A 16,733-nucleotide genomic window follows, 5' to 3' on the forward strand; every position below is an offset into this window, starting at 1 on the left:
ATCCAAGTCGACTCTTTGCTCTCGAGTCTTCGATTGCGCAACCAGGGTGGGCGCATTCTTTTGTTCATCTTTCACGATCTAAATGCGGGACTCGAGAATTGTGCCGCATGGCACATTGGAATCGACTCGAAGGGTGTATTTGCCGTAATCGCGTTGTATTACGAGGATCCCCTGCCTGCGGTCCAAAGCCGCGGGTATCAAGTTGTTTACGGCGTCGTGTAGCTTTTCGTCCCTGCTCTGGGGCTCCTCCACAGTGACGACTTCAACTGAAAGAGACATTTCCGGATGTTGGAAAAGGTCTCCACCCATTGCCGGGAAGGCAGCGTAGGCTAGCGATAGATGCGGATCGTGGGACACAAGTCCTCCTTACTAATTCGATCGGCATGTGCGATCGAATTACTGTTGGTTGCTGCCGGCCGGGAGGCCTGACGCGTATGCTGGTCAGCTCTGTCAGATAGGGCGGTAGCCACAACTCACCCATGTGTTCGGGGCTGCTCTTACGCAGATTCAAGATCTGGTCGTTGTTGTTGGCTTGGGTGTGCCTGTACCAGACGGACTCCTCACCTGTGAGCGAGGTTCAGTGGATTTAACGAGATCGGCTGGAAACCCGGTACTGTTCGCCCAGCCTTGGGCTTCTCGTCCTGCAGCTTGTCGCGCATGCATGACTGGTTCGAACCATTTTGTACGCCGGTAGGCAGCCTGATCGCACTTTTCGACCTCCTCGCCGGCTTTCCGACAGTGGCCTGCTTCTCTCTCAACTTGGGCAAAGCCCAAGACGTTGAATTCCATCATTACTGTCAGCTCCAGGGCGCTCAGTCCTCGAACGGAAAACGGAACAGGTGCTCCGACCATCTCCAGACGTGAGGCCCGGTAACCAAGCTGCCGCTGAAGGTGCCAAGGCGTACACTCCGGGCCCATCTCCGTTGTCCAGCACTGGTAGGTGCCGGTGTATTCGATGTCGGGCCCGTTGTACACAAGCGTGAGATTACTTGTAGTGAGGATTACGTGCCGCCCCTCTGGGGCAAGCCGGCTGAGAACCTCGCCCGTGACATGAGTCGGCGCCCGCCGTCGTGTTCTTCCGCGACAAGGCGGGCGCCCCTGAGGAGGGCCACCAGCCCCTTCAGGATCTCCGGCGGCGGCCATGGCGGAGAAACCGGCAAGCAAGTTTTCCAGGTGGTGACGCCCCACGGCAAGGCGTGAGTGGAACTCCATATCCTGCTGGGCTGCTGCGAGTGTGCCGGCGATTTTTTCAGTCTGCGGCGCGCAACTGACGATGGTCATGTCAGCTGGCTGGAGCCCGGCGGCGCGTGAGCAACTGCCAAAGAGTCCACACGGTGACGATTCCGACCAGTGCCATGGCTCCGGTGCCTAGCCCGGAATAGCCGACGGCGGCGAGGACGGGTCCTGCCAAGGCTCCGCAAGTTGCTCCGGTGAGGTTCATGAGGAGGTCTGAAACGCCCTGGAGGGGACCCCGTTCGACTGCTGATACCGAGTCGCCAACCAATGCCGAACCGGAAACGATTGATGCGGACCATCCCAGGCCCAGGAGGATCAGGCTTGGAGTCACCATGGTGTGCGGGGCGAGCCAGGCGAGCACTAAGGAAGCAAGCAGCATTGCCTGACCCAGCAGCAGCACGGGAATCCGGCCGAGGCGGTCTGAGAGCCATCCGAACAGCGGCGAAAGACCGAACATGCCTGCAATGTGGAGGCTTATGGTCATGCCGACTACGGTAAGGCTTGCCCCGTTGTTGTGCAGATGCACCGGGGTCATTGCCATGAGTGCCACCATGGTGCCGTGGCTGAGCGCCACCACGGTAACGGCGTAGCGGGCGCCGGGTTTGCGGCGAAGGATCTTGAAGCCGGAATCAGGTTTGGTTCTGGTGCCGCTGTCTTTTCCCGGTTTGGGCCCCCGAACCGGAGGCTTAAGCCGGAGGCCTGCATAAAAGACGAGGGCGGCAAGTAACTGGGCTGCCACTGTGAACGCGAACGCGCCCGTTAGGGGCGGCAAGTGGAGCAGTGTGCCGACGGCCTCTCCGGGTTCGAAGAGGTTGGGGCCCGACACTGCCCCTATGGTGGTTGACCATACGACGATGGAAAGGTCGCGGCCACGGGTGTTTGGTGTTGACAGATCCGTGGCGGCGAAGCGGGCCTGGAAGCTCACAGCGGTTCCCGCGCCAAGCAGGATGAGCCCAATCAGCAAGGCCGGGAAGGAGGACAGTGCCGCCGAGGCGATGGCGATGGCTGCACCGAATCCGGACGTCAGCGATCCGGCCGCGAGCGAAACTCCCCGTCCCCGTTTCACGGCGGCGCGGGCCAGGGGGATGGCAAAGGCGGCGGCGCCGAGTGTGTTCATCGTGGCGGCCATGCCTGACCAGGCCGTGGAACCGGAAACCTGGACGGCAAGGAGGGAACCGAGCGAGAGCGAGGCGCCCATTCCTAGTCCGCCGAGGATCTGTCCTGCGATAAGAACGCCGATGGTGCGCCGCTGTCGTGCGTGCCGGTCAGGGGCGTCATTTTCAGCGGCTACTTGATGTGTGGCAGGAGTTTCCATGTCTTTTGACTTTCTCCGGTGACGGGGCACGGCAACAGAGGGGAACGTCCGCGGATCAAGCGGAACTCCCCGGTGCCGGACCTTAGCCCCAGGTGGTCTTGATGCTTTCGATGAAGGTTCTGAACTGCGACACCATGGAGAAACTCCCTGGAGCGCAGAGCCATTGCTGCTGCATGCCGTCGAGGACGGCGATGGTGTTGTTGACGATTGCCTCCACGGGCGCGTCCTGTGCGACGTCCCCGTGGACCTTCCCGTCTTCCAACGCTTCGCCAAGCCACCGGCGCAGGCTCGAGTAGTGGTCCAGAAGCCATTGATGCGCGGGGTGTCCCGGTTCGGTGGCTTCGGCCGAGAGCCTCACGAAAAGCCCCACCCAGTCGGGCCGGGTGGAGTTCCTCGCAACCAGGGACACCAGGGCATCGAAGGCTGCCCAGCCCAGCGGAGCCTGCTCGCCGTCGAAAAGGAAGTTTGCGTCTTCCTTGGAGCGGTGCTCGAGCACCGCCGCCAGCAAGACCGTTTTGGACGGAAAATGATGGAGCAGGCCGGATTGCGAGAGTCCGGTCTTCGCCGCGACATCGGCGATGGAGGTTCCACCGTAACCGCCCACTGCGAAGAGTTCAATCGCGGCCTGGATTGCCTTCAGCCTTGCTGTTTCGCCGCTCTGACGGCGTCTGGGGTGCTCCCGCTCGATCCGGTATCCGGCTGGGTACGACATGGGTTTACTCCTTGCTTGTTCCGGCCGTCATGGCCTCGCGCCCTGTGGGAGCCAGTTCCAGTCTGACATCGCCAAGTCCACGCGCGATGACGATCCGGCCTCCGACGATGTCGTCCCAGCGATGGACAGTGCTGTTCCACAGCCGTTGCGCGCGGGGATCGCAGCTGACGTCGATGCTTGCCTGTTCGCCGGGTTCCAGGTGAAGCTGCGCCCAGCCGATGAGCCGTGGAGGGATGGAGGGGTCATCGGGGAAGCGGTAGACCTGCACGGTTTCTGTTCCTGCGCGGTTCCCGGCGTTGCCGAGCGTCACGCGTACGGACTTCACGGTTTCCCGCTCCATGGACGTGATCTCGGCGGCCTTGTAGTCCCATTCGGTGTAGCCGAGGCCATGTCCGAACCAGAACAGGGGCTGCTCGGTGGAGGTGCTCCATCCGCGGTATCCCACTCCTGTTCCCTCTGAGTAGGAAAGCTTGCCGTTACCTGGTGTCACTGACCATGCCGGGCCTTGGCCGTCCCGGGCGGGGAAGGTGGTTACCAAGCGTCCTGCAGGTTCGACGTCGCCGGTCAGTGCCGCGGCGATGGCGTCGCCCGCTTCCTGTCCCGGCAGGCCGGCAAAGAGCACGGCGTCCACGTCCGCGATCCAGGGCATGAGAACGGGTGTGGCGGCGTTCAGGACCACGACCGTCCGTTTCGCCACGGCTGCCACGGCCGCCACGAGGGCGTCCTGGTCCCCGGGGAGGGCGAGGGTGCTCTTGTCCTGGCCTTCGGTTTCCTGTTCCTGCGTGTAACCGACGACGATGACGGCCACGTCGGCGTCCGCGGCGGCCGCCACAGCGTCCCGGATGGCGGCGGCGCTGTTTTTCAGTGCGGGTTCCGCGACCAGGCCGATGAGGCGGTTCTCGTTCTCAGCTTCAGTGGTCGCGGTGATCCGTGCGCCCGGAGCGACGTCCAGTGGTACGGCATGGCTCTTGGGACGGAAGAAGCCACCGCCTGGACCGTCGTGGAAGGGCGTCCGTATGGACTCCCGGTATCCAGGCGCGGATACGTCCCAATTGCCGGCCCCGCGGGTGCCGATCATCATCCTGGCGGGCTGGTCGATTGCCAGCTCGGCTGAGAGTTCGATGGACGCCGCTCCGGAGGCCCAGCTTTCTCCGCTGACTTCAAGCTCCGGGATTTCGAGATGGCGGGTGACGAGCAGCTTTCCTTCCTTGTCGAAGGTCCGTGCGCGCGCGCCGCGGGTCCCGGTTTCCGGGTCCCGGAGGAGTTCGGGATTCGCTGCGAGCCATTGGGTGCGGGTCCGGACCCCATCGACGATGGTTACGCGGTCCTCGCCGAGGGCCCGCGTTATTCCCGTGGCAGCGCTGACGACGTGGGGCGGGCGCACGATGGCGGAGCCGCCGCCTTGCGCCACGGTATCGATGGCGTGACGGCCGATGACCACCACGCTTTCGGTGGAGTCCTTGCGGAGTGGAAGAGTGTTGTCGCGGTTGACCAGGACGGCCATGCTGCGGGCGGCGAGTCGGCGCAGCTGTTCGCGGCGTTCCGGGCTGTCAGGGCGGGGCAGGTTCTTTGTCCAGGTGCCGCCGCCGGCGAAGGCGCCCACCCGCGATGCGAGCCTGAGAAGTCTGCGGAGGTGGTCATCGATGGTGTCTTCGGACACGTCACCTTTTTGGACGGAATCCACCAGGGACCGGTTCCAGGGAGTGTCCGGTCCGGGCATGACGAGGTCGAGTCCGCCGTTGGCGCTTTCCACGGCTGTTTTGGTGGCGAGCCAGTCGGACATCACCAGCCCGTCAAAGCCCCATTCCTCTTTGAGGATCTTGTTCAGGAGTTCGTCGTGCTCGGTGGCCGTGGTTCCGTTGATCTTGTTGTAGGAGGCCATGATCGCCCAGGGTCGGGCGTCTTCCACCATGATCTGGAAGGGCAGCAGATACAACTCCCGGAGAACGTCTTCTGGAACCACCGAGTCCACGGTGGTGCGCTCGGTTTCGGCTTCGTTGGCCAGGAAGTGTTTGGGTGTCGCCGCGATTCCCCGTTTCTGCAGGGATTGTACGTAGGCCGCTCCTAGGTGGCCGGTGAGGACGGGGTCTTCGCTGAAGCATTCAAACAGGCGTCCGCCCAGAGGGGTCCGGTGAAGGTTCACCGTGGGTCCCAGGACAACATGGGTCTCTTGGTCCTCTGCTTCGTCTGCAAGGATTTGTCCGACCTCGCGCATCACGTCCAGGTCCCAGCTTTGGGCGATGAGCGCTGCGTTGGGCAGCAGGCAAGCGACCCGTCCTCCGACCACCAGTGGCCCGCGTACCCCTGAGGGGCCATCGGACATGATGATTTCCTGGAGGCCGATCGCGGGTTCATCGGACAAGCTGAACATCCTTGCGCCCGAGAGGAGCTTCACCTTCGAAGGAAGGTCCAAAGCGGCAATTGCCTGTTCGATGGCGCTGCCAAGGTCCTGGCCCATTGCTGCAGTCTCTTCACTGTCTGTGCAGGTGGGGACTTGATTTTCGCTCATCGGACCTTCTTTACCGGGAGGATGGTCAGCGCACCGAGCAGGGCAATCACGGCCGCTACGGTCAGCAGGAGGTCGTAGCTGCCGCCACCCAATGTGAGCAGTGCAGCTGATACTGCCGGTGCAAGTGTCTGGGGACCGGCCATGGCGATGTTGAAGACGCCCAGGTCCTTCGCTGTGTCATCCGGGTTGGGGAGGACATCGATGACGAGGGCGAGGTCAACAGCGATGTAGATGCCGAAGCCGATGCCGATGACCAGTTCCGCCCAATAGAACCCGGTGGTGGAGTCAGCCAGGGTCAGCATCCACGTGCCTATGCCGAAGATGATGGCTGAGATCCAGATGAAGACCTTTCGACGCCCAAGCCTGTCCGATACCCATCCGGCTATTTGGCCTGCCGTAACGAGGGCGAGGGTGTAAATGAGGACACCGGTCGCCAAAGCACCTGCTGCGTCCTCTTTGGAAAGGCCCAGGTCCTGCTGCAGGTACAAGAGGCGGAACGTGACGAACATGAACAGTGCCAGGACGACGAGAAAGCGTGAGATCCAGGCGAATGCGAAGTCCGGGTGCTTGACCGGGTTTACCCAGAATGTCTTGAATGCGGTGCGCAGGCCGCCTTCGGATGCAGGCCGGCGTTCCATGGGCTGGTCCGGCAGCACGAATGCAAAGACGAGGACAAGGATCAGGCCGAGGACTCCGGGAACCAGGAAGAGAAGGAGCATGTTCTGCCCGAGAAGACTTGCCGAGTACGCCGCCCCCAAGCCTGCGGCCTGGGAGGCGATGCCAATCATGCCGCTGACTTTGCCGCGCTGCCACTGAGGTATCTGGTCTGCCAGCGATGCTGTATGGGCAGCGACCGCAGCATTGCCAAATGCCTGAGCCAAGAACCAGCCAATGCCAAGAACCACGACATTTGGTGCCAGCGCGATCACGGCCAGGCTCACCAGGAGTCCCACGGCGCCAGCGACCAGCCACGGGCGACGGCGGCCGAAACGGCCAATGGTGCGGTCGCTGAGCCGGCCAAAGATGGGGTCGAAGAGGAGGGCGGCGAAGGCGCCCATGGAGATCACGAGACCGAGTGTAGGGGCAACTGCAGCCTCGGACACCAAGGACTGCACCTTGAGCGTCATCCCGGCCACTATGGGCACGGAAAGGGCCGTCATAAGCCCGAGCCGGGCCAGCACCATCGTGGCGATCACGTTTGCTTTGGCTTTTTCCTTGGGAGCAAAGGCGGTGGGCGACGGCAACGACGCCCCTGCAGCCGGATCAGACACAACCATGGGTCTCATCACTTTCTATGGATCGGGAGCGGGGAACATCAGGCAGCAATGCCAAATGTGATAAATACCACGATAGCACTAACCGACCGAGTACTCGGTCTGTTAACCGTATTGTTATATAGGGAATTTTTGAAGGAAACCGGCCCGGGAACTGGCCAGGCTGCGGCCTTCGAGGGAACCGTTTAGAACAGTGATCAGCCACGCCCGCGGCGGCAGGGTAATGTGGCGGCCTGGCCTGATCTTCGGCCCAGTGGGCATGGCCGGCGGCATTCGTCGGGCGCCTGCTGGGCGGGCACATCCCTGGCCAGATTCTGCTGATGGCCTTCGCCGTCATGATGGTGGCCACCTCCGTGGCCATGCTCCGCGGCCGGAAATCAGTGGCCAGCTACGGCGCTTGGGTAGTGGACGCGGAACGGACAAGAACCCGCTGGTGCTTTTGGCCAGGACCAAGAAGCCGCGCAGGATATGTGGGACCACCCGGTACGGGTCGGCATCGACAACGTCACCAGCATCGAAGGACTCCCCATGTCCACGCCGACGCTGATCCAGCCCGAGGAACTCGACGGATTCGACGCCGCCATGGTCCTGGACGTCCGCAACAAGACCGAGCACACGTCCGGGCACATCCCCGGCTCGTAGCCAGTTCAGCGGCGGCCGACTGATGTGGCACCTCGACAAGCTTCCGGCCGACGGCACCATCGTCACCTACTGCCAGTCCGGCGTTCGGAACTCGGTCGCTGCCAGCGCCCTGCGCCGTGCCGGGTACGACGTCGTCGAACTCGACGGCAGCTACGCCGGCGGGGATGCACGCTGAACTCTTTTCCCGCAGCCTAACCAGGCATCTCCTGAGACGCCCGGGCTGGTCACTCCTCCGGCTCGGGCAGCCCTGCCTGTCCGGGATTTGGCCCTGCAATTGGTTTAGTCACTCGACGAAGTCTTGTCGTGCTTGCGGACATAGGCGCGACTGGCGCGTTGTCTGGCACCGCATCGTTCGGAGCGCCACTGGCGCCTTGAGTGGGTTCGAAGCAGGAATCGATCGCATGGCTTGGACGCGCACTGCCGAGGCGATGCGCATCCAGGCCGGTTAACAATGAAGCGGCATCCTCGGTGATCTTCGCCATGTCGTGATCCAAGAGCTGGGTAACTGGGTGGCTCAGGACTCGGGACAGACCTTGAGCAGGGTCGTAACGCAGCGGCGCCGCGCTTGGCACTGCTGTCAGGGCGCGATTGATGGCCTCCAGGGATGCGGCAGCCGGCGCGCGACGCCCTTGGTGTGCGATTCCGGGACCTCCCGGAGGTGCCCTCTCAGGTCCGTGAGTTGCAGCTGGCAATAGGCCAACAGTCCGGTTCCTTCGGGCGCGAGTTCGTGCGTTACCAGCCATGCAGTGGCATTTTCCGGGCTGTTCAGTTCATTGACCCGATGCCCGCCGGGAAGGCTAACGATAGTGACCAGCGTCGGGCAGGGATGCTCGACGATCCCCGAGCGGCAGGCTGTGGGTTCTTCATGCTTATCACGGTGCCGACTGGCTTTTAACATGAGGCAGCCCTAGAGTAATTATCACGTTAAAACCGATATTTTTCCGTTATGTGAGGTATTTTCATGAGTAGTTCGCGCTCTTGCGGCACGGCCCCGTTCGTCTTGTCGGTACTGGACAACGCCTTTACGGGGGTCGGCCACTCTGTGCAGGAAACCTACGATGAGATCATCGCGCTTGCGCAGTTGGCGGACCGGCGCGGTTTCCAGCGGTTTTGGATGTCCGAGCATCATGCGATGCCCGGCGCTTCCATACCTTCCCCGCAGTTGATGATGGCTCGGCTGACCGGCGAGACTGAGCGCATCCGGCTCGGCGCGGGCGGAATCATGTTGCCTAACCACGTGCCCCTGGTCGTCGCTGAGCAAATCGGCATGCTCGACGCGCTGGCCCCTGGCCGGATCGATCTGGGGCTGGGGCGGGCTCCCGGTACGGACGGGGCAACTGCTTCAGCCCTGCGCCGTCACCACACGGCGAATGACGAATTTCCCGAGCAAATCGCAGAACTGCTGGGCTTTCTGGACAAGGACTTCCCAGAAGATCATCCCTACCGGCATGTGCACGCCGTGCCGGGCCCCTGGCAGGCAGAGCAGAACCGCATCCCGCTGCCGGAGACGAGTGCTGATATCTGGATTCTGGGGTCCTCCATCTACTCGGCGCAGGTCGCCGCACGGCTTGGTCGGCCCTATGCCTTCGCCCTACAGTTCGGCAGCGCCGACATTGTCAACGCCATGCGGATCTACCGCCAAAGATTCCGCCCATCTCCCTTCCTTGAGGAACCGTACAGCCTGGTCAGCATTGGGGCGATCGCGGATGAAGATCCCGCCGAGGCCCGCCGTCAATCAACTTCCACCGCGATGGCGATGTTACGAATGTTCCAGCGCAAGCCCTTCTCACTGCTTCCTCCCGAGGAAGTGGAGGCCTTCAACGGCAACGCCCAGGAGAGACTGGTCATTGAGGAATATACCGATCGGGCCCTTCATGGAACCCCTGCCCAGGTGGCAGCGGGCTTGGAGGAGCTTCACGGCCAAACAGGTGCCGACGAGGTGATGTTGGTTGTTCAGGGCTATTCGCGCCGCGCTCAAGCACGCACGTTGGAACTGATTGCAGATCACTACGGCATGCCCACTGGCTAACGGTCACATCCCCACAATCGGAAATCCTTCTGTGCCGAATATTCCCTCACTGGGGCAGGGGGGTGACGTGTTGCGGTCGTGGCGGCCAGGGGAGGAGAGAGGACGTAGCGGCGGCGGGGGTTGGTCAGGTAAGAGTGCGGGAGTTTTTCTTGGCGTAGGCGCGCGCTGCCCTGACCCGGTCGCCGCAGCGTGTTGAGCACCATTGACGGCGGGCGTGGGTGCGGAGCATGAAGCGTCCGCATGATGGTGCTGCGCATTGCGTGAGCATGGCGGCAGCCTCGCCGGTGACCAGGTTGAGTACGTCGGCGGCAATGGTTGACAGGGCTTGCTCGACGGCCTGGGTTTCTGCGTATTTCTGCCGGGCGTGGAAGCCGCGCTGCCCGTCCCAGGCGAGCAGGGTGACGGAGGGGATCTGCATCATCGCGTCATTGATGGCCGCTATCGCCTGCTCGTCCGGTGAGGCACCGGTCGCGGCTACGCCGAGCACACCGCGAACTGCGCGGCGGAATTCCCGCAGGCGGTTACTGCAGTAGTCATACAGTTCCACATCAGGCGCGGCCAAGTTCCGCTCGATCATCCACTGCGTCGCCCGCTCGGGAGTGCGCAGGAGGTCTCCTTCCTTGGGGTCGTCCTGCCGGCCCGCGCTGTTGGCCAGCGCCAGGGACGGATGAACGTCTTCCCCGGGGGCAGGGGGCATCAATTCCGCGTGTGAGAGCAGCAAGGACATGTTCTCATGGTACCTGTTTGCGGAATCCGTGAGAACTAGTCTAGTGTTCCTCATGGAACATCTAGTGCCTTTCCGTGAGATCTATCCGGGAGGTCATCCAAAATCCGGAAGGGACCCCATGCAAATCACCCATGTCCGTAACGCCACCATGCTCATCGAAGTCGCTGGACTGCGCATCCTCGTCGACCCCATGCTTGGAGCCAAGGGCTCGGGCGGGGCAGCACCCACCACCGCGGAGAACAAGAACCGCAACCCGCTGGTTGACCTGAAGACACCCTTGGCGGAGCTCCTGAACGTCGACGCCGTGATCGTGACGCACTCCCATCCCGATCACTGGGACCAGGCTGCAGCGTCGCTGCTGCCCCGCGAGGTGCCCATCGTTGTTCAGAACGGCAGCGACGCGCGCTTGCTCGGCGACATCGGCTTCACCAACGCCCTCGTCATGGATTCCCCCGTCACTCTCGGCCAGGCGACGGTCACCCGGACCGAAGGCCAGCACGGCTCGGATGAATTCATGGCCGCAACCCCCGAAATGGGCCCGGTCTCTGGCTTCGTCCTGAACGTACCCGGAGAACCTTCGGTTTACGTCGCCGGTGACACGGTATGGCACCAGGGCGTCGTCACGGCACTGAACGACCACAAGCCAGACCTCGTGGTCCTGAACACCGGCGAGGCTACTTGGGTCGGGGGAGATGCCATCATCATGGGTGCCAAGGATGTGCTGCGTGTCCACGAAACCCTTCCCAGCGCGCAGATCATCGCCGTGCACATGGAGGCCCTGAACCACTGTGTTGTGACCCGTGAGCAGGTGCGCGGTCTTGCAGCCGAGCACGGTATCGCAGGCCTCGTCCACGTTCCTGCGGACGGCGAGAAGATGGTTTTCTGATGGCCCAACCGACACTTGCCCCCTACGCCGGGGGCAAGGGAATCGATCTGCGGCGGCTTCAGCGGCGGGTTGTGACCGCCTTGTCCATCGGGCAGATCGTCGGTGGCATCGGCACCGGGGCGACCCTTAGTCTGGGCGCGCTGTTGATCGTCCAGGTCTCCGGATCCACGGAATGGTCCGGGATGGCAGCGACAGCTGGCACGCTTGGCGCCGCGCTGTTCGCCATCCCGCTGGCCCGCCTGGCTCGCGCGAGGGGCCGGCGGTTCTCCCTCTCCACCGGGGCCGTGGTGGCCACACTTGGCGGTCTGCTGGTCATCGCCGCGGCACCCCTCGTGAACTTCCCGCTCCTGCTCGCGGGGCTGACGCTGATGGGCGCGGCTGCCGCGCTGAACCTTCAGGCCCGTTTCGCAGCGACCGACCTGGCAGCGGATGCCAACCGGGGCCGGGACCTCTCCCTCGTGGTCTGGTCCACCACCTTCGGCGTGGTCCTCGGCCCGAACCTGTTCGAGCCCGGCGAAGCGCTGGGCGCCTGGGCCGGGCTTCCTCCCCTCACCGGCGGCTTCGCCATCGGCGTGCTGGCCCAGTTAGTGGGCCTCGGCGTATATCTGACCAGCTTGCGTCCGGACCCGCTGCTGCTCGCGTCCGCCGATGCACCTCCTGCACCAACGGGAGGGGCAGAACCGGTCGGGCAGCCCTCACGCGGCCTCTCGACCCTCTGCACCAATCCAGTAGCGCGGCGCTCCACCCTCACAATTGCCCTCTCGCACGCAGTGATGGTGGCGCTCATGGGCATGACCCCGGTCCATATGACCGGGCACGGCTCGACCCTGACCATCATCGGCGTCACGATCAGCCTGCACCTCGCGGGCATGTACGCGCTGGCACCATTGTTCGGGTGGCTCACCGACCGGTGGGGCGGACGGGTCGTCGCCCTGCTGGGCCAAGGTCTGCTCGCTACAGCCCTGATCGTCGGCATTTTTGCCGCGGACTCCATGGCCGGCATCACCGCCAGCCTGATCTTCCTCGGCGTCGGCTGGTCTGCGTCCACCGTCGCGGGATCCACCCTCCTCACCCAATCCGTGCCCGCCAGGAACCGCCCACAGGTCCAAGGCCTATCGGACGCCCTGATGAACGTCGCCGGTGCCGCAGGAGGCGCCCTCGCCGGCCCGATCCTGGCCCTGATCGCATTCCAAGGACTATCCGCGGCACTGCTCACCCTTGTGCTCGCCGCCGTCATCACCCAACTCAGGACCAACAAGGGTGCGAACCGAGTCCGCTGACCAGCCAGCGGGGGTCTCCCACCTCAACCCATCCGGTTGTTCAGGACACTTCGAAGAAGAAATCAAGGCAGAAGTTCGCCGGTTCGTCAGCTTGAGGTGTAATCCAGCACCACAACAGCCTCCTTCCGGGATGCTGAACCACATGGAGCGCGTCATCAGCATCGACCCCTAGTGAGTCTTCGGTGATAACGGCTGACAATGCTTGTAGGTGAAAGATTATCCGGCTCGCTGTAGCCCGCCGGCACGGTCAGGGGGTTGATCGAGGGCGCGCCGGTTGGCTCCGGCGGAACCTAGGGACCAGGCTTCCGGCAGAAGAAGGGGCCGGGCCCTGGAATGCCACAGAACGGCGGCGGTTGACCTCCGACCGTCCGAGTATCGTGGCTTCAACATCTTCCAGAGACTGCCGGATCCAGGCTAGGGCAGCCAGGTCCTCAGGGTTTCGGAGATTGCAGACTTTAGGATTCTGCATTGTGTAAGCGCCTTGATACGACGGCGTGGATGCCGAGGAAGTCTCGCCTAAGCCTCCAAGTCTTTGACTATCTCTTGGAGAGCCTCGATGAAGGATGAGATATCGTCGTCAGTCATCGGGAGAGACAAGGAGAATTCACCTCGGTGGACGGGGAAGAAGCCGCGGTTAGCGAGCTCGAGGGAAAGAATTTGTGTCTTCTCGCCATCGACGTTGCGCCAGTAGTCGCGATGCGTCCGAACCGACAGTTCGGGGGAGTTCATGTACGCGTAGGCCATGTGGGAAAAACCCTTGCCGTAGACCTTGAGCGGGCTGTTCCTTGCAGCACTCCACTCGTTCATCTCAGACATGATGCGCTTCGCGTGGGTGTTCAGCTTTTCGAAAGCCGTCCGGTCCATCGTGCGCATACAGGCAGCACCCGCAATTAGGGAAAGCTTGTGGCCGTGGTGCGTTCCCGAGATTGTCACTTTTCCGTTCTCCAGTGAGCTCATGACCTCGGCCGATCCACCCAGGGCACCCAATGGCAGGCCGCCACCGATGATCTTGCCCATAACGGTCAGGTCGGGGGTGACCCCGTACACGCCCTGGAGACCGTGGTAACTTGCGCGAAGGCTGATCGTTTCATCGAAAATCAGAACGATGCCGAGTTCCTTCGTCAGGGCACGGAGCTCTTCCACGAACTCCTGCTCGAGTGTGACCAGGCCCCCGGCTCCGCTCTGGAGTTCCAGGATGAGACATGAGGTTGAATCGGCGTTCGCCCGTAGAATTCGTTCGCAGCCCTGCCTGTCGTTCTGGGAAAGCACGATGATGTTCTCAACCTCGTCGGAAGGGATGCCGCCGCTGTCCGGCACAGCCTTCGGGTCAGATTCCGTGCCGCTGTCTTCGGGGCGAGGGTGTGCTGAGATGTGGAGGAGATCGCTGAACCCGTGATAGCCGCCCTCAAACTTCGCGATCTTGGTTTTACCCGTGTAGGCCCGTGCCACACGGATGGCGCTCATGCACGATTCGGTGGCTGAGCATGAGAACTGGATCTTCTCGACTGAGGGGATGCGTTCGATGAGGATCTGGGCCAGCTCCGCTTCGGCGGTGCTGGGATTACCGAATGAAATGCCCTGAGGTATGGCTTCCAGCAGTGCAGAAGTGATGGCTGGATGATTGTGTCCCAGAACGTTGACCGTGAAGTTGTTATTGAGGTCGAGCATTCGCTGGCCATCGACGGTCTCGAGGTAGGCGCCGTTTCCCTTGTCTACGAAGACGGCATGGGGCCCGAAGTTGAAGGAGTTTCTGCTGTACCCCCCGGGGATGAGCTCCCGTCCCTTCCGCGTCAGTTCGGCAGACTCTGCAAACTTACTGCTGAACGCCTTAACGCTCGTTTCGATACTCAACGTGCCCATTCGTACTACTCCATCTCGTTACTGCCTATGTTGTGCTCCGGAAGCACTCGGCGCTGGATATCCGGCTACCTTGTCGTTGGGTAGATTTGCCGGTACTTTCATCGTGAATCTCCCGCGTTCAGGCGGCAATGGCCGATCTGTGATCACCCAATCGCCGAATGCGATGGCTAGCTCCGCTGGCGTGACGGTGGTGGACAGCACGCCGGATGTTTGGGCGTATTTCCAGGACGGCCACAGAAGAACTAACACCCGTGACGGGGAGAGCTTTAGAAAAGTTTCTCCTGTCACGCGCCCGAAGCTGCCGCCCTGGGTTCGCATCCATTCAGGGGGCGTGTGGTGAGTTGTGACTTAGCCAGTGGATTTGAGCGGCAACGTTGCCTGCGCAGCTGTACTGGGCAGGGGAGCGCATTCTTGCGCGGCCTTGAAACGGCAACGGTCAGGCGGATGTGAGGCAGTACTCCATTGGACGTCGAGGCTTCGGTCCTCCTGCCTGTGCAAAATGACGCTTCCCGTGATCAGGCACTGCTTCCACGACGCCCCTGCCTATGGTTCCGTCATAATCGTGTGCCTCGAGGTATTGAATCGGCGCAGGGAGCATTGGTGGTGGGCGCCGTTGGTCATCCGGTTCACTTCTCTCCCCGCGTTTCCGAACGGGGCTTCCGTCTCGTTGCTTTTCCTAAACAGCCCTTCCGGGAGTACGGCAGGGGCTTCTCACACAGGCTTACGCCTACAGGAATGCCAGCGTTTGAAGGTCCACGCCTTCGGGATTATTGACGCAACGAACGGGGAGAAAACGCAGGTATGCTCTCTGAGCTGGCCAATCGCGGCTTCTTCCCTCTACATATGGAGAGTTTTCGCTGTCACTGCCGGTGGCCGGGTTTTCGGGCTGGAAGTACATCCACAAGTGTTTTCTAGCGCAGCCGGGACTAATCATCTCGCGCGGCTGCTGGGCAGTACGTTATATCGGATCGTCCGGTCTGCCTCAAGCGGTACGGGGCGTCCCTGGTGGCGCCTCCACTACAGGGACGGCCTCGGGTACAACCTTTAGAGAGGTTATCGCCAGTTGCTTTCCGACTTGACGAAAGGCTTCCACGTGAAGGCGCCGCTCACCAGCTCGAGTGGCTACAGCGCTGGGTGAGTAGGTTCCGTCAGCAATCCTCCTGTACACCACTCCAGGCGGTCGCTGCAGGCGGGCTGCCGATCCGGGGAAGGTGTCCACCGCTCCCTGGAATGCGATTGCGTTCAGGCTTTGAGGGACGCTATCGACTGCGGTGGCGACCCGGCCAGGTCCGCCTCGCAGGTCATCAAATGACCAGTATCCGCGCCACAGGGGTGGGGCCATTGGTGAGGCGACCACAAAGGCCTGGTCCACCAAGTCTTCGGTGAGCACCTCTTTACGGTCAGCCAATTCATGATCCTTCGCAAGTCCGACGTAGCGGGGTTCTGCGAAGAGTTCGAGGAGCTGCACACGCGAGTCCGCTATGGGGGCGCGAACGAAGGCCACATCTATTTCACCACTGGCGAGGGCCTCGACCTGATCGCTCATCGTGAGTTCGCGGAATGAGAGCTCGACATGGGGCATGGCCTGACGGAATGCGTTGATGATAAGTGGTGTCAGTTCGCCCGCGGATTCGTAGAAGAGTCCTACTTTGAGCTGATTCTGCCCCATGCTGTGAAGAATTTTAGCTTCCTGGCTTGCATCAGCCATCTGGGCGAGAATCTCCTGCGCACGGCGGACAAAAGCTTCGCCGGCGACCGTAATGGTGACCCGATTCGCCGAGCGATCGAACAACTGGGCCCCGATCTGCCGCTCAAGACGGGCGATCTGCGTGCTGAACGCTGACTGGGCTATGTGCAGCGATTCGGCAGCTCGGCCAAAATGCAGCGTTTCGGCTAGCCTTACCACGTACTGCAGCTGGCGAATGTCCACGTATTCCTCCTTGTGGACCTCCTGATCTGCAGTGAAGATCGGGCGATCGCTGTTTGTCCATTGTTCACTGTTGTGACGGCAATCATGCTTGTTTTATCCCCACTCATAAGGATAAGCGCTAGCGGAAAGGCGCGTACATAACGATGATGACGATCCAGTCCCACAAGGCCACGTATTCAGGTCATCCTGTTGCATGTGCTATCGGGCTGCAGAGACAGGACATCATCGAGACTGAAGATCTCCTGCAGGCATCCCGGGCAGGAGATTGCCCTCCTGATTTGGCTTCCCCCAAAGACGGGTTAAGCGTTGCAGGCAAGGCATACCACGCCGGCA

At 62.1% G+C, this 16,733-nt stretch carries 12 protein-coding genes and 2 pseudogenes; 5 read left to right on the plus strand and 9 right to left on the minus strand.

The features are described from left to right. Window positions 1-78 precede the first annotated feature (78 nt). The 5 genes from EYS21_RS05415 to EYS21_RS05440 form a co-directional block, all read right to left on the minus strand. A complete protein-coding gene (locus EYS21_RS05415; protein ID WP_242633298.1) occupies window positions 79-357 on the minus strand; it encodes a hypothetical protein in 279 nt (92 codons plus the stop codon). Window positions 358-1,282: 925 nt separating this feature from the next. Beyond that, complete coding sequence (locus tag EYS21_RS05425; protein WP_131132174.1) at window positions 1,283-2,551, minus strand: MFS transporter; 1,269 nt, start codon at window positions 2,549-2,551, stop codon at window positions 1,283-1,285. Between the two features lie 82 nt (window positions 2,552-2,633). Further along, window positions 2,634-3,263 carry a TetR/AcrR family transcriptional regulator gene (locus EYS21_RS05430; protein ID WP_131132175.1) on the minus strand — a complete coding sequence of 210 codons (630 nt, stop codon included), beginning with the start codon at window positions 3,261-3,263 and terminating at the stop codon, window positions 2,634-2,636. A 4-nt stretch (window positions 3,264-3,267) separates the two neighbouring features. Beyond that, a complete protein-coding gene (locus EYS21_RS05435) occupies window positions 3,268-5,772 on the minus strand; it encodes a glycoside hydrolase family 3 C-terminal domain-containing protein (RefSeq protein WP_207307686.1) in 2,505 nt (834 codons plus the stop codon). Continuing rightward, window positions 5,769-7,049 (minus strand): MFS transporter, encoded by a 1,281-nt coding sequence (locus tag EYS21_RS05440; RefSeq protein WP_131132176.1) that lies wholly within the window; start codon window positions 7,047-7,049, stop codon window positions 5,769-5,771. The genes EYS21_RS05435 and EYS21_RS05440 overlap by 4 nt, the downstream gene beginning before the upstream one ends. 187 nt (window positions 7,050-7,236) lie before the next feature. Here EYS21_RS05440 and EYS21_RS23675 point away from each other — a divergent pair. Together EYS21_RS23675 and EYS21_RS05445 are read left to right on the plus strand one after the other, a co-directional pair. Next, a pseudogene (locus EYS21_RS23675) lies at window positions 7,237-7,423 on the plus strand (TSUP family transporter); the annotation flags it as partial. Continuing rightward, window positions 7,397-7,863: pseudogene (locus EYS21_RS05445) on the plus strand (rhodanese-like domain-containing protein); the annotation flags it as partial. The pseudogenes EYS21_RS23675 and EYS21_RS05445, both read left to right, overlap by 27 nt. Window positions 7,864-7,912: 49 nt before the next feature. Here EYS21_RS05445 and EYS21_RS23550 read toward each other — a convergent pair. Continuing rightward, window positions 7,913-8,170 (minus strand): hypothetical protein, encoded by a 258-nt coding sequence (locus tag EYS21_RS23550; protein WP_207307687.1) that lies wholly within the window; start codon window positions 8,168-8,170, stop codon window positions 7,913-7,915. 479 nt (window positions 8,171-8,649) lie between these two features. Here EYS21_RS23550 and EYS21_RS05455 point away from each other — a divergent pair, with 479 nt between their 5' ends. Further along, window positions 8,650-9,717 (plus strand): LLM class flavin-dependent oxidoreductase, encoded by a 1,068-nt coding sequence (locus EYS21_RS05455; RefSeq protein WP_131132177.1) that lies wholly within the window; start codon window positions 8,650-8,652, stop codon window positions 9,715-9,717. Between the two features lie 124 nt (window positions 9,718-9,841). Here EYS21_RS05455 and EYS21_RS05460 read toward each other — a convergent pair whose 3' ends face one another. Next, window positions 9,842-10,444: a CGNR zinc finger domain-containing protein gene (locus EYS21_RS05460; protein WP_165478260.1), complete on the minus strand. Its 603-nt coding sequence runs from the start codon at window positions 10,442-10,444 to the stop codon at window positions 9,842-9,844. Window positions 10,445-10,562: 118 nt separating this feature from the next. Between EYS21_RS05460 and EYS21_RS05465 the strand changes: the two genes are divergently transcribed. Further along, window positions 10,563-11,330 carry an MBL fold metallo-hydrolase gene (locus EYS21_RS05465; protein WP_131132179.1) on the plus strand — a complete coding sequence of 256 codons (768 nt, stop codon included), beginning with the start codon at window positions 10,563-10,565 and terminating at the stop codon, window positions 11,328-11,330. Continuing rightward, window positions 11,330-12,610 carry an MFS transporter gene (locus tag EYS21_RS05470; protein ID WP_131132180.1) on the plus strand — a complete coding sequence of 427 codons (1,281 nt, stop codon included), beginning with the start codon at window positions 11,330-11,332 and terminating at the stop codon, window positions 12,608-12,610. Before EYS21_RS05465 ends, EYS21_RS05470 begins: the two co-directional genes overlap by 1 nt. 516 nt (window positions 12,611-13,126) lie before the next feature. On the opposite strand, the gene EYS21_RS05475 is transcribed toward EYS21_RS05470, so the two are convergent. After that, window positions 13,127-14,470: an aminotransferase class III-fold pyridoxal phosphate-dependent enzyme gene (locus EYS21_RS05475; RefSeq protein WP_131132181.1), complete on the minus strand. Its 1,344-nt coding sequence runs from the start codon at window positions 14,468-14,470 to the stop codon at window positions 13,127-13,129. Window positions 14,471-15,452: 982 nt separating this feature from the next. After that, window positions 15,453-16,400 carry a LysR substrate-binding domain-containing protein gene (locus EYS21_RS05480; RefSeq protein ID WP_131132182.1) on the minus strand — a complete coding sequence of 316 codons (948 nt, stop codon included), beginning with the start codon at window positions 16,398-16,400 and terminating at the stop codon, window positions 15,453-15,455. Between the last annotated feature and the right edge of the window lie 333 nt (window positions 16,401-16,733).

The organism is Arthrobacter sp. S39, assembly GCF_004320525.1.
Lineage (GTDB): Bacteria > Actinomycetota > Actinomycetes > Actinomycetales > Micrococcaceae > Arthrobacter.